Here is a 12,797-nt window from a genome sequence, read left to right as displayed (position 1 = left end):
CCGTTCGAATCGGGGGTGTCAGCGGGCGGTGGTGGGGACGGCGGGGTGGGTCGTCACAGGACGGGCGGGCGGCCTGCGCGGGCCATTCGTCGGACGGTCCGCCACCCCATGGAACGCCGTCCACCCGGGGAGGTCGCCCAGCCCTCGCGCCAGCCCGCGAACCACGGGCCCAGGAGATCGGGGCGGCGCGCCCAACGGAGCACCTGCACGCCCGTCCAGGACGCCACGTAGACGGGCACGAGCGGCCACGGCAGGTTGCGCTTGGCGAGCCAGACGCGGTTGCGCGCGTTGAGGCGGTAGTACTGGCTGTGGCGGGCAGGATCGATGGCCGGGTGGTGCGCGGTCAGATCGCCGGCGTACCAGACCCGCTTGCCCTGGGCCCAGACGCGCCAGGCGAGCTCGATTCCCTCGTGCGCGTAGAAGTACGGCTCGCCCCAGCCGCCGCAGGCGTCGAACACGGCTCGCGGCATCAGGGTCGCTCCCTCCCACACCGAGAACACGTCGCTCGAATCGGTGGCGGAGCCCTTCCGCAGTCGCGGGATCCAGCGCCTCGGGTCTCCCGCTCCCGCCGGGTCGGTGACCCGGGGCTGGAGGAGTCCGATATCGCCCGCCCTCTCGACGAGGCGAACGGCGTCGGCGAGGAAGGTCGGCGACGAGAGCGAGGCGTCGTCGTCGAGGAAGAAGATCCAGTCGCCTGACACGGTCTCGGCGCCGCGGTTGCGCCCTGCGGGGATGCCGACGTTGTCGGGAAGGACCAGGGCGCGGACTCCGGCGGGCAGCGGCCCCGTTCCTGCGCCGTTGCCCACGCAGACCACGTCGAGCTCGACGCCCTCCTGCGACTGCACCGACGCGAGGCCCCGGAGGAGGTCGTCGGGTCGGCGACCCTGCGTCAGGCTGACCACGCCGATCGAGGGCCGCCCTGCGACAGGGGTCAGGAGCGCACCCGCTTCGACGACATGATCGCGACGAAGTGGCCGAGCAGGGCGAGCAGCGACAGCGGCACGAGCACCTGGAGGGCGATGCGGTCGACCGTCATCTGGCCGGCGAACAGGCCGACGACCGAGATCGCGAAGATGATGATCGTGAGCTCGACCGAGTGGTACAGGCGGTGGAACGGCACGAAGCGCGCGACCGAACGTGCCCGGGCCAGCAGGCGTCCGCTGGGGACGGTGATGCCGCCGCGCTTGTCTTCGAGCTTGTCGAGCCCGGCGTTCGCACGGGCGACGTGGACCATGTCGTTCAGGGCCTTGTTCAGCACGATGATGAGCGCCAGGGCGAGGCCCAGGGTGGTCCAGCGGTAGTCGGCCGGGACCTGGAACGGGAAGCCCGCCGCGCGGATGCCCAGCATCACGGGGATCAGCGCCTCGGTCGTGTAGTGGCCGACCTTGTCGAGGAAGACGCCCGCCGGCGACGACGTGCTGCGCCAGCGCGCGACCTCGCCGTCGCAGCAGTCGATGAGCATCTGCACCTGGCCGAGCACCAGCGCGAGCGCCGGACCGGCGATGCCGGGGATGAGCAGCGAGAAGGCGGTCGCCCAGCCGGCGAGGATCATGAAGCCGGTGACGCCGTTCGCCGTGATGCTCGTCTTCAGGAAGACCCAGGTGAGGTAGGGCGACACGTCGCGGAGGTAGAGCGACGCGGTCCAGTGCTCGGCGTTCGCCCGGCTGCGGACCTCGGGCGGCTGCGCGACGCGCTTGAGCTCGGCGATCGACGACGGTCTCGATCGTGTGGGTGTCGACATGCTTGCTTATCTTCCGACGTGCGCGGTGATGTTCTTGGTGAGTTTCAGGAACCCGGCGAAGAAGCCCGTTCCCCACCCGAAGTGGATGCACGGCAAGACTACGAGAAACCAGAGCTTGGCCCGGCCGCTCTCGTCTCGGGCGGCGGTGAAGGTCGCCGCCACGACGAAGACGGCGTAGACGGCGGGCGCGACGAAGCCGAGGAGGAGCCAGCCGGCCCACGAACCCGTGGCTGCGCCCACGATCCCGACGAGGCCGGCGATCAGGCCCACGGTCACGGCAGCGACCATGACCGGAGGCACGAGGTACCGCAGGGAGCTCGACGAGGGGAAGCGCCGCACGAGCTCGCCGCGCCAGATGCCGGTCGCGACGAACTGCCGCACGAGGGTGCGCAGGCTCGGGCGAGGGCGGTAGGTGACCGTCAGGTGCGGGGTGAACCACACCGTGCCGCCGGTCGCCCGGAGGCGCCGGTTGAGCTCCCAGTCCTGGCCGCGCTTGATGTTCTCGTCGAACAGGCCGACCTCGATCAGGCGATGGCGCTGGAAGACGCCCAGGTAGGCCGTCTCGGCCGGGCCCTCCTTGCCGCCGACGTGGTGCGGAGTGCCGCCCAGCCCGACGCGGCTGCCGTAGGCGCGGGCGACGGCCTTCTCGAACGGCGTGCGGCCCTCGGCGCGCATGATGCCGCCGACGTTGTCGGCGCCGGAGCGCAGGAGCGTCTCGACTGCGACGCGCGTGTAATCGGTCGGCAGCACCGAGTGGGCGTCGACGCGGATGGTCACCGGGTGCTTCGACGCCCCGATGGCGACGTTGAGACCGGCCGGCGTCGACCCGACGGGGTTCGGGATGCTGCGGATGCGCGGGTCGGAGGCGGCGAGACGCGCGACGACCTCGTTCGTGCCGTCGACGCTCGGGCCGAGCGCGAGGATGACCTCGAAGGGGCCCTCGTGATCCTGCGCCACCAGGCTCGCGACAGCGGACTCGATCTCGCGGACCTCGTTCAGAACGGGCATGACGTACGAGACCCCGACGGTGCGGCTGTCTTCACTGCTCATGGCGTCCTGGGATTCGAAGCGCGACCAGGCGGCGGCGCGGGCATGGACCACGCGACCGGCCGGTCGCCGTCCGCGGAAATCCGGACGAGCCTATCAGGACGCCTCAGGCCTTGAGGGTTCCCAGGTCGACCGTGAGCGACTTCGTGCTGCCGTCGCGGATGTACGTCAGCGACGCCGTCGAGCCGCCCGCCAGCGTGCGCACCTGCGCGGTGAGGTCGGTCGCCCCGGTGATCGGGATGCCGTCGAACTTGGTGACGATGTCGCCCGCGCGCAGGCCGGCGGTCTCGGCGGCGCCGCCCGATGTCAGCGACTTGATGAGGGCGCCGGTGTGAGTGGCCGAGGTGTCGTTGGTCGCGTCGTCGACGCTCGCGCCGAGGAGTCCGTGAGTGGCTGACCCGGTGTCCTTGATGTCGTTGGCCACGCGCTCGACCAGGTTGGCCGGGATCGAGAAGCCGACGCCGATGCTGCCCGAGGCGCTCGACGACGAGCTCGAGCTGCCCGCGCTCGCGATCGCGACGTTGATGCCGATCAGCTTGCCGTCGGTGTCGAGCAGGGCGCCGCCCGAGTTGCCGGGGTTGATGCTGGCGTCGGTCTGGATGACGGGGAGCGAGATGGTCGAGCTGGTCGAGGTCGACGAGCCGCTGCCGTTGTCGAAGCTGAACGGGCCCTGGCCGTTGTTCTCGCTGCCGGACGACGAGTCGTCGCTCGAGTCGGGTGCGGCCGACGATGCGACCGTGATGCTGCGGTTGAGCGTCGACACGATGCCGTCGGTGACGGTGTTCGAGAGGCCGAGAGGAGCCCCGATAGCGACGGTGGTGTCGCCGACGTTGAGCTTCGACGAGTCGGCGAAGGCGATCGGGGTGAGCCCGGTCGCGTCGATCTTGATGACGGCGAGGTCGACGAGGGGGTCGGTGCCGATGAGCTTTCCCGAGTAGAGCTGGCCGCCCGAGGTCGTGACCCGGATGGTGCCCTTGGCGCTGGCGCCGTCGAGCGTGACGACATGCGTGTTCGTCACGATGTAGCCGTCGCTGGTGAGGACCACGCCCGAGCCGGTGCCGGCGGAGGTTCCGGCGGCGACGTCGATCGTCACGACCGACGGGGTGGCCTTCGCCGCCACGGCCGTGATGAGCGAGGCGTCTTTGTAGTGGCCGATCGAGAGCGTGTCGGAGGTGCCGCCGGTGGCGTCGTTCGAGCCGCGAGCGCCGAACAGCGCGTAGCCCCCGGTGGCGACGAGGGCGCCGATCACCGCGGCGACGACGGCGACGGCGACGAAGCCGCCCAGGCCGCGGCGGCGCGGACGGCGGGCGTCGGGCGCCTGCCAGCCGGAGGGCGCGGCCGAGGCCGTCGCGGCGTCGTACGACCAGGCACCCGGGGCGGCCGGGTTCACGTCGGCCTGCGGGGAGTTCGACAGTCCGGCGTACGCGGCCGAGTTCGAGCCGGCGTAGGCGGCATGGTCGAGCGACGGCGGGGCGTGGTGCGCGCCGTCGGGCGCGGCGAAGCCCGTGTACGGCTTCGTGTCGGCGAGGGGCGCCGGGGTCTCGCCGGGAAGCGGCGGGGCGCCGAGGGCCGACGGTGCGGTCGGCTCGGCGGGCCCGGTCGGCGTCTCGCCTGCAATCGGCTCGGTCGGCTGCTCGGCCCCGGGCGCGGCCGTCGGCTGCTCCCCCGTCTGACGAGAGGCCTCGTGAGGTGCCCGCCAGGCGTTCCGACCGTTCTCTGAGCCCCTGCCCGCTTCGCTGCCGGCGGCGTTGTCGGGGGTCTGCGGATCGGTGGGATCGGTCATGGTGCCACATCATAGGCGGGCTGCGTAAGGGTCAGCCGAGAAGGACGTTACGGTGGGCAGATGACCACTCTCGCCCCCTGGGAGCGCGCAGCCCGTGGCGCCATGCTCCTCGATTCGTCCGGCCGCATGGCCCCCACGATCTTCGCCGAGATGTCGGCGCTGGCGCAGGCGACCGGCTCCCTCAACCTGGGGCAGGGGTTCCCCGACGAGGACGGCCCGGCTGAGGTGCTCGAGGCCGCTCGTCAGGCGATCACGGACGGCATCAACCAGTACCCGCCGGGGCGCGGCATGCCCGTCCTCCTCGAAGCGGTGGCGGCGCACCAGAAGCGCTTCTACGGCATCGAGGTCGATCCGGGCAGCGAGGTGCTGGTCACGGCGGGCGCGACCGAGGCCATCGCGGCGACCCTCCTCGCCCTGGTCGACGCCGGCGACGAGGTCGTCACGCTCGAGCCGTTCTACGACTCGTACGGCGCGGTCATCGGCCTGGCCCGCGGCGAGCACCGCACCGTCCCGCTCCGGGGTGACGAGTTCCGGGTCGATCCCGACGAGCTGCGCCGCGCGATCACCGACAAGACGAAGGTGATCCTGCTCAACGACCCGCACAACCCGACCGGCTCCGTGCTCGACGCCGACACGAGGGCGCTCATCGTCGAGCTGGCGAACCGCCACGACGTCACCATCGTCTCGGACGAGGTCTACGAGCACCTCCTGTTCGACGGCGCGAAGCACGTGCCGATCTCCACTCTCCCGGGCGCCGCCGAGCGCACCGTCACGATCTCGAGCGGGGGCAAGTCCTTCTCGACGACGGGCTGGAAGATCGGCTGGCTCAGCGCTCGACCCGAGCTCGTCAGCCAGATCCTCGCGGTCAAGCAGTTCCTCACCTACGTCAACGGCGCCCCGTTCCAGCCCGCGATCGCGGTCGGCCTCGGCCTCCCCGACTCCTACTTCGACCAGCTCGCCGCCACGCTCCAGCACAAGCGAGACCTGCTGCGCACGGGCCTCCAGGCCGCGGGGTTCACGGTGTCGCGCCCCCAGGGCTCCTACTTCGTCGTCGCCGACGCCCGCCCGCTCGGCTACACCGACGCGGTCGACCTCTGCCGCCGCCTGCCCGAGCTCGCCGGAGTCGTCGGGGTGCCGATCTCGGCGTTCTGCCACGCCGACCTGGCCGACGAGTACTCGTCGCTGGTGAGGTTCGCGTTCTGCAAGCGCACGGAGGTGCTCGAGCAGGCTGCTCGGCAGCTCGCCTCGCTCGGCGCGTAGCTCTTCTTCGGCACGCAGGAACTCGGGTTCCTGCGTCTCATCGCGGGGCTACCCCGTGACGACGGGCGCGCCCTCGGCGACCCGGAAGCGTCGCAGCGCGAGAGCGGGGTTCACCCGGCGCACGCCGTCGATCCGCGCGCGAGTCACCTCGCCGAGCGCGATGCCGGCCTCGTCGCCGATCGCGGCGATCTCGACGCCGAACGGATCGACGACCATGCTGTTGCCGACGCCGACCGGGGGCACGTGGTCGGCGGCCGCGATGTACACGGTGTTCTCGATGGCCCGCGCAGTGACGAGCGTGCGCCAGTGGTGCTCCTTGAGCGGGCCGCGGACCCACTCAGCGGGCAGCAGCACCACCTCGACTCCGGCGTCGACGAGCGTGCGCGTCACCTCGGGGAAGCGGATGTCGTAGCAGGTCTGCAGCCCCACGATGAAGCCGCCGACCTCGAACGTCTCGGGCGCTTCGATGTCGCCCGGGACGACCCAGTCGGACTCCGTCGATCCGAACGCGTCGTAGAGGTGCAGCTTGCGGTACGTCGCCACGACCGAGCCGGTGGGAGCGACCGCGACGAGCGTGTTCGAGAACCGGTCGGCGCCGGTCGACTGGACGAGACCGGCGACGACGTGGATGCCGAGACGCGCGGCGATCCGCCCCAGCCCCGTGACGAACGGCCCGTCGAGCGGCTGCGCGAGCTCGACGTAGCGCGGCCCCAGGTCGGGTTCGAAGAACGACGAGTACTCGGGGAAGACCGCGATGGCGGCGCCGCGAGCCGCTGCCCGCTCGGCCAGCCGCTCGATCTCGGCGAGGTTCGCCTCGGGGTCCGCGCCGGGGGCGAACTGCCCGACGGCTACGAGCATGCTGTCGCTGGATCGGGGATCGTCGCTCATGCGGCCACTGTAGCCGTCGGGGCAAGACGGCGAGAGTGCCGTCGCGGTCAGCGGGTGAGGGCGTCCGAGAGCCCCAGGCTCCAGACCGCGACGCCGCCGAGCTTCAGGTGCTTCGCGTACGCCAGGCGCGTTCGGTACGACCTGGCGTCGGACCACCAGATCGTGGTGCCGCTGGACAGCGTGGCGTGCCACTCGGCCTGCGCGGCGCTCCACTTCGCGGTGGCGCGGTCGCGCTTCACGATGGCGCGGGCGCGGGCGTCCGAGAGCTGCTCGCCGTTGCCATGCTCCGGCCAGGTGTAGCCGTAGCCCGCGATGCCGAGCTGGAGCTTCGAGGCCGGCACGGCCTTGCGGAGGGGTGCCAGCGACTCCTTCACCCACGGCAGGCCGCCGACAGCGCCGGCGCCCGACCAGCCGGGTCCGTGCTCGTCGTAGGCCATCAGCACGATGTGGTCGGCGGCGCGCCCGAGGGGCGCCATGTCGTAGCCGAGGGCGGCGTACCCGTCGGTCGACGCCATGATGCAGACCGAGACGCTCGTGCCGGCACCCAGGGCCTTGTTCAACTCGGACACGAACCGCGTCAGACCGGCCGCGTGCGCGTCGGAGAGGCTCTCGAGGTCGACCGTGACGCCGTCCCAGCCGTGGGCCCTGACCTCGGCCGCCAGGTCGCCGACCACTGCGTCGATGTGCGTGCGGGAGCCGAGGAGGGCGTCGCCGATGGCGGGCGAGAAGTCTCCGAGATCGCCGTCGAAGTTGCCCACCAGCAGCTCGGCCTTCTCGGAGCGGGCGTGAGCGGCCTTCACGAGGTCGAGCGCCTCGGTCGACACCGGCGTGATCGAGCCCCCGTCGGAGGTGACGTTCACGCCGTCGATGCCGATCGTCGTCAGCGCCGACCGGCTCGCGTCGAGCTTCGCCGTGCTGGTCGAGCCCGCCTCGGCGTACCCGACGACCTGGGGCGGGGTGGCGGCCTGGGCGCTGGAGCAGCCGGCGGTCAGAACGACGAGGGCGGCGAGCGCGGCCGTCACGAGGCGGGCGGATCGGGTCGGCAGCATCGGATCAGGTTACGACCTCGTCGGGCTCGCGAGCTCCCATCGTTCCTGGAGCATGATCGTTCCATGCGTTCCGTACCGAGCACCGATGCCTACCGCGCCGCCCGAGATCAGCTCCTCCGCGCCCTCGACGAGGGCACGCCCGCGAGCTTCCGCTGGCCCGACGTCGGCCCCGAGTTCAACTGGGCCACCGACTGGTTCGACGTCATCGCCGACGGCAACGACCGAGTCGCGCTCTGGATCGTCGAGGAGGACGGCACCGAGTCGACGACCACGTTCGCCGAGATGGCCCGGCGCTCCGACCGGCTGGCCACGCACCTGAGCCGTCTCGGCGTCGCTCAGGGCGACCACGTGCTGCTGATGCTCGGCAATCAGGCCGAGCTCTGGGAGACCATGCTCGCCGTCATGAAGCTGGGCGCCGTGATCCTGCCCACGTCGACGATGCTCGAGGCGCACGATCTGCAGGATCGCGTCGTCCGCGGGAGCGTCGCCCACGTCATCACCACCGTCGGCGAGGCCCCCAAGTTCGATGCCGTCGACGGCGACTTCGGCCGCATCGTCATCGGCGGCGCAGTCGACGGCTGGAGCGACTATCCCGATTCGCTCGTCGAGCCGGATGAGGCGGGGCCCGCACGCCCGAGCGTCCTGACCCGAGCCGACGATCCGTGCCTGATCTACTTCACCTCGGGCACGACCTCGAAGCCGAAGATGGTCGTCCACACCCACACGTCGTATCCCGTGGGGCATCTCAGCACCATGTACTGGCTGGGGCTCGCGCCGGGCGACGTGCAGCTGGCGATCAGCTCGCCCGGCTGGGGAAAGCACGCGTGGAGCTGCTTCTTCTCGCCCTGGATCGCCGAGTCGACCGTCTTCGTCTACAACTACGGCCGCTTCGACGCCAAGGGCCTCCTCGCGCAGCTCGAGCGCGCGCAGGTGACGACGTTCTGCGCGCCGCCGACGGTCTGGCGCCTCCTGATCCAGGCCGACCTGGGCCCCCGCCCGTCGGCTCTCCGCGAGATCGTGTCGGCCGGCGAGCCCCTCAACCCGGAGGTCATCGCCCGCGTGGGCGACGCGTGGGGTCTGACGATTCGCGACGGCTACGGACAGACCGAGACGACCGCCATCATCGGCAACCCGCCGGGGTCGGCCGTCAAGCCCGGCTCGATGGGACTCCCGCTCCCCGGCGTGACCGTGACCCTCCTGGACCCGCTCACCGGCGAGCCCGGCGACGAGGGCGAGGTCTGCCTCGATCTCGCCGATCGGCCCGTCAACCTCATGGCGGGCTACTTCGGCGATCCTGCGCGCACCTCCGACTCGATGCGCGACGGGTTCTTCCACACCGGCGACGTCGCGTCACGCGACGAGGACGGATTCATCACGTTCATCGGCCGCACCGACGACATCTTCAAGTCGTCCGACTACAAGGTGTCGCCCTTCGAGGTGGAGAGCGTCCTGCTCGAGCACCCCGCGGTGGCCGAGTCGGCGGTCGTGCCCGCACCCGACGACGTCAAGTTGAACGTGGTAAAGGCGTACGTGACTCTGGCGGCGGGCTGGGAACCGAGCGCGGAGACCGCTCTCGCAGTCCTCAGCCACGCCCGGACGGCCCTCCCCGCCTACGAGCGGGTGCGGCGGGTCGAGTTCGGGCCGCTGCCGAAGACGATCTCGGGCAAGATCCGCCGAGTGGAGCTGCGCGACCGCGAAGAGCAGGCGGCGCTAACCGGTGCCGAGCCGTTGGCCGACGAGTGGCGCGACAGCCAGTTTCCCGAACTCGCGGGCGGCCGAGCATCGGCCTCGCGGCCGCGCTGAGGCGACGGCCGGGTCGCCGGTCGCCCTCGGGCCGGCCCGGCCGGAGCCCGTCTAGTCGGAGGACGCCACGACGCTGACCAGCACGGCTTTCGACACGGGGGTGTTGCTGCCCAGAGCGGCGCTGTCGAGAGGCACGAGCACGTTCGCCTCGGGGAAGTAGGCGGCCGCGCACCCGCGGGCGGTCGGGTAGGCGACCGCCCGGTAGCCGCGGAGAGCCCGCTCGACGTCGTCGGGCCAGTCGGTGATGACGTCGACGCGCTGTCCGTCGACGAGGCCGAGGTCGGCGAGGTCGGCGGGGTTGACGAACACGACCTCGCGGCCCTTCTTGATGCCGCGATAGCGGTCGTTGAGGCTGTAGATGGTCGTGTTGTACTGGTCGTGCGACCGCAGGGTCTGGAGCAGCAGCCGCCCCTCGGGCCGCTCGACGTGCTCGAGGTGGTTGACCGTGATCTCTGCCCTGCCGCTCGCGGTCGTGAACGTGCGGGAGTCGCGCGGGCCGTTCGGCAGCACGAAGCCGTCACGGCTGCGGACACGCTCGCTGTACCGCTCGAAGCCGGGCACGACACGGCTGATGTGGTCGCGGATCACGTCGTAGTCGTCTTCGAACGACTGCCAGTCGACCGGCACGCGGTCCGCGAGCGTGGCCCGCGCGAGGCGGGCGACGATGGCGACCTCGGAGAGCAGGTCGGCCGCGACCGGAGGCACCTGGCCGTGGCTGCCGTGCACGGAGCAGACGGTGTCCTCCACGGACACGAACTGCGGGCCCGCCTTCTGGATGTCGATCTCCGTTCGTCCCATGGTGGGCAGGATGAGCGCCTCCGCACCGACGACGGCGTGCGAGCGGTTCAGCTTCGTCGACACCTGGACGGTCATCTCGGTGCCCCGCATGGCCTTCTCGGCCAGCTGCGTGTCGGAGATGGCCGCGACGAGGTTTCCGCCGAGGCCCATCCAGAACTTGATGTCGCCGTCGCGCATCGCCTTGATCCCGTCGAGCGCGTCGACGCCGTGCTTGCGCGGCGGCTCGAAGTGGAACTCGTCGCGGAGGGCGTCGAGGAAGGTGTCCGACATCTGCTCCCAGATGCCCATCGTGCGATCTCCCTGCACGTTGCTGTGCCCGCGGATCGGCGACGCGCCGGCGCCCGGCCTGCCGATGTTGCCCCGGAGCAGCAGGAGGTTCAGGATCTCCTTGATCGTGTCGACGGCCTTCCGGTGCTGGGTGATGCCCATCGCCCAAGTGATGATCACGCGCTCCGAGTGGATGTAGCGGTCGGCGAGCTCGTCGATCTCCGCAAGCGAGAGGCCGGTGGCGAGAAGCACCTCGTCGTCGTCCACCGCGGCGATGTGCTCCGCGAACGCGTCGAATCCTCCGCAGTACTCGTCGATGAAGTCGTGGTCGAGCACGGTCCCGGGCGCTGTCGCCTCGGCGGCGAGCACGCGCTTGGACACGGCCTGCAGGAGGGCCATGTCGCCTCCGAGCCGGATCTGAACGAACTGGTCGGCCATCTCCGTGCCGCGGCCCAGGACGCCGGCCACTCGCTGCGGGTTCTTGTAGCGGCGGAGACCTGCCTCGGGGAGCGGGTTCACCGCGACGATCTTCGCGCCGTTCCGCTTGGCGTCCTCGAGCGCGGTGAGCATCCGCGGGTGGTTCGTTCCCGGGTTCTGGCCCATCACGATGATGAGGTCGGCCTTCTCGAAGTCGTCGTAGGCGATGGTCGACTTGCCGATGCCGACGACCTCGCTCATCGCCGTGCCCGTCGACTCGTGGCACATGTTCGAGCAGTCGGGGAGGTTGTTCGTGCCGAAGGCACGGACGAAGAGCTGGTAGGCGAAGGCGGCCTCGTTCGAGGTGCGACCGGAGGTGTAGAAGGAAGCCTCATCCGGGCTCGCCAGCGAGTTGAGCTTCTCGCCGATGACCTCGAAGGCGTGCTCCCAGCTGACCTCCTCGTAGTGCTCGCTGTCGGCCGGCTTGTAGACCGGCTTCGACAGGCGTCCCTGCATCCCGAGCCAGTACTCCGACTTGTCGAGCAGGTCGTCGATGGAGTGCTCCGCCCAGAAAGACGAAGGCACGAGGACGGGCGTCGCCTCCCAGGTGACCGCCTTGGCCCCGTTCTCGCAGAATTCCGCCACCTTGCGATGCGCAGGATCGGGCCAGGCGCAGCTCATGCAGTCGAAGCCGTCCTTCTGGTTCAAGGACGTCATCAGCTTCACGGTGCGGGCGAGGCCGAGCTGCTTGATCGCCGGCTCCATCGAGTGGAGCACCCCCGGCACTCCGGCGGCCCACTCGCGGGGCTCCCCGACTTCGAGGTGGTCGTCGCTGACGTCGTGGACGGGAGGCTTCTCGGTCATGCGATGCTCTCCATCGGTCGAGTTTCAGCAGTCGCCGTGGCGGCGAGTCGATCGGGGCGGGAGTAGACGACCATGCTCGCACCGCGCAGGAACCCGACGATGGTCACGCCGAGCTCGGTCGCCAGATCGACGGCCAGTGACGAGGGTGCGGAGACAGCCGCCATCATCGGGATGCCCGCCATCGACGCCTTCTGCGTCAGCTCGAACGAGGCTCGTCCCGACACCATGAGCACCATGCCGGTCAGCGGCAGCAGGTTCTCCTTGACGGCCCAGCCGACCACCTTGTCGACAGCGTTGTGCCGGCCGACGTCCTCGCGGAGAACCAGCAGGCGTCCGGTGCGCCCGTCGAAGAGCGCAGCCGCATGGAGGCCTCCGGTCTTCTCGAACACGTCCTGACCGGCCCGGAGGAGGTCCGGGAACGTGGCAAGCAGCTCAGGGTCGACCACGAGCGGGTCGTGGAGCACGCCGTGCTGCGACTTCGTCCGCACCGCGTCTATCGACGCCTTGCCGCACAGCCCGCAGGAGCTGGTGGTGTAGAAGGCCCGTTCGAGGGAGGGATCCGGGGCGGGAACGCCCGGTGCCAGAGTCACGTCGAGCACGTTGTACGTGTTCAGGCCCTCGTCGGTCGCGCCGGCGCAGTAGCGGGCCGCCGAGAACTCGTCTCCGCGCGAGATGACGCCTTCCGAGACCAGGAAACCCGCAGCCAGGTCGAAGTCGTGGCCGGGCGTCCGCATGGTGATGGCCAGCGACTGCCCGCCGACGCGGATCTCGAGTGGCTCCTCGACCGCGAGAGTGTCCGTCGTCGAACGCCTCTCGCCGCCGACGGTCAGGCGTGTCACGTGCTTGCGTGCGGTGATGCGTCCCATGACTCATGGTCTAC

10 protein-coding genes are annotated in these 12,797 nt (G+C 70.6%); 2 read left to right on the top strand and 8 right to left on the bottom strand.

What is annotated here, in order from left to right; all coding sequences use genetic code 11:
• Positions 1 to 53: 53 nt before the first annotated feature.
• The 4 genes from AC3CBB_RS01955 to AC3CBB_RS01940 all read right to left on the bottom strand — a co-directional run bounded on the left by AC3CBB_RS01955 (position 54) and on the right by AC3CBB_RS01940 (position 4,571).
• Entirely contained in the window at positions 54 to 902 is an 849-nt protein-coding gene (locus AC3CBB_RS01955) for a glycosyltransferase family 2 protein (RefSeq protein WP_488625782.1), read from the bottom strand.
• 29 nt (positions 903 to 931) lie between these two features.
• Positions 932 to 1,741 carry a CDP-alcohol phosphatidyltransferase family protein gene (locus AC3CBB_RS01950; RefSeq protein ID WP_488625781.1) on the bottom strand — a complete coding sequence of 270 codons (810 nt, stop codon included), beginning with the start codon at positions 1,739 to 1,741 and terminating at the stop codon, positions 932 to 934.
• A 6-nt stretch (positions 1,742 to 1,747) separates the two neighbouring features.
• Positions 1,748 to 2,791, bottom strand: a complete 1,044-nt coding sequence (locus AC3CBB_RS01945; RefSeq protein ID WP_488625780.1) for a glycosyltransferase family 2 protein — start codon at positions 2,789 to 2,791, stop codon at positions 1,748 to 1,750.
• Between the two features lie 103 nt (positions 2,792 to 2,894).
• Positions 2,895 to 4,571, bottom strand: coding sequence for a S1C family serine protease (locus AC3CBB_RS01940; RefSeq protein ID WP_488625779.1), 1,677 nt, complete (start codon positions 4,569 to 4,571; stop codon positions 2,895 to 2,897).
• 60 nt (positions 4,572 to 4,631) lie between these two features.
• On the opposite strand from AC3CBB_RS01940, the gene AC3CBB_RS01935 reads away from it, so the two are divergent.
• Positions 4,632 to 5,831, top strand: coding sequence for a pyridoxal phosphate-dependent aminotransferase (locus tag AC3CBB_RS01935; protein ID WP_488625778.1), 1,200 nt, complete (start codon positions 4,632 to 4,634; stop codon positions 5,829 to 5,831).
• Between the two features lie 48 nt (positions 5,832 to 5,879).
• On the opposite strand, the gene AC3CBB_RS01930 is transcribed toward AC3CBB_RS01935, so the two are convergent.
• Together AC3CBB_RS01930 and AC3CBB_RS01925 are read right to left on the bottom strand one after the other, a co-directional pair.
• A complete protein-coding gene (locus AC3CBB_RS01930) occupies positions 5,880 to 6,719 on the bottom strand; it encodes a carbon-nitrogen hydrolase family protein (protein WP_488625777.1) in 840 nt (279 codons plus the stop codon).
• A gap of 47 nt (positions 6,720 to 6,766) precedes the next feature.
• Positions 6,767 to 7,768, bottom strand: a complete 1,002-nt coding sequence (locus tag AC3CBB_RS01925; protein WP_488625776.1) for a glycosyl hydrolase family 18 protein — start codon at positions 7,766 to 7,768, stop codon at positions 6,767 to 6,769.
• A 63-nt stretch (positions 7,769 to 7,831) separates the two neighbouring features.
• Between AC3CBB_RS01925 and AC3CBB_RS01920 the strand changes: the two genes are divergently transcribed.
• Positions 7,832 to 9,571: an AMP-binding protein gene (locus AC3CBB_RS01920; protein ID WP_488625775.1), complete on the top strand. Its 1,740-nt coding sequence runs from the start codon at positions 7,832 to 7,834 to the stop codon at positions 9,569 to 9,571.
• A gap of 51 nt (positions 9,572 to 9,622) precedes the next feature.
• Here AC3CBB_RS01920 and AC3CBB_RS01915 read toward each other — a convergent pair whose 3' ends face one another.
• The gene (locus AC3CBB_RS01915; protein ID WP_488625774.1) at positions 9,623 to 11,917 is read right to left on the bottom strand and encodes an FdhF/YdeP family oxidoreductase; all 2,295 of its coding nucleotides are present in this window, start codon (positions 11,915 to 11,917) and stop codon (positions 9,623 to 9,625) included.
• Positions 11,914 to 12,783: a formate dehydrogenase accessory sulfurtransferase FdhD gene (gene fdhD, locus AC3CBB_RS01910; RefSeq protein WP_488625773.1), complete on the bottom strand. Its 870-nt coding sequence runs from the start codon at positions 12,781 to 12,783 to the stop codon at positions 11,914 to 11,916. The genes AC3CBB_RS01915 and fdhD overlap by 4 nt, the downstream gene beginning before the upstream one ends.
• Positions 12,784 to 12,797 lie beyond the last annotated feature (14 nt).

The organism is Frondihabitans sp. OV104 (assembly GCF_057787745.1).
The sequence above is the reverse complement of the archived record's forward strand: the minus strand, read 5'-3'. Positions and strand labels throughout refer to the sequence as shown.

Coding starts and splice junctions, on each gene's coding strand:
- AC3CBB_RS01915 (WP_488625774.1), bottom strand. CDS start 11,917: ATGACCGAGAAGCCTCCCGTCCACGACGTCAGCGACGACCACCTCGAA.
- fdhD (WP_488625773.1), bottom strand. CDS start 12,783: ATGGGACGCATCACCGCACGCAAGCACGTGACACGCCTGACCGTCGGC.
- AC3CBB_RS01925 (WP_488625776.1), bottom strand. CDS start 7,768: ATGCTGCCGACCCGATCCGCCCGCCTCGTGACGGCCGCGCTCGCCGCC.
- AC3CBB_RS01950 (WP_488625781.1), bottom strand. CDS start 1,741: ATGTCGACACCCACACGATCGAGACCGTCGTCGATCGCCGAGCTCAAG.
- AC3CBB_RS01920 (WP_488625775.1), top strand. CDS start 7,832: ATGCGTTCCGTACCGAGCACCGATGCCTACCGCGCCGCCCGAGATCAG.
- AC3CBB_RS01945 (WP_488625780.1), bottom strand. CDS start 2,791: ATGAGCAGTGAAGACAGCCGCACCGTCGGGGTCTCGTACGTCATGCCC.
- AC3CBB_RS01935 (WP_488625778.1), top strand. CDS start 4,632: ATGACCACTCTCGCCCCCTGGGAGCGCGCAGCCCGTGGCGCCATGCTC.
- AC3CBB_RS01930 (WP_488625777.1), bottom strand. CDS start 6,719: ATGAGCGACGATCCCCGATCCAGCGACAGCATGCTCGTAGCCGTCGGG.
- AC3CBB_RS01940 (WP_488625779.1), bottom strand. CDS start 4,571: ATGACCGATCCCACCGATCCGCAGACCCCCGACAACGCCGCCGGCAGC.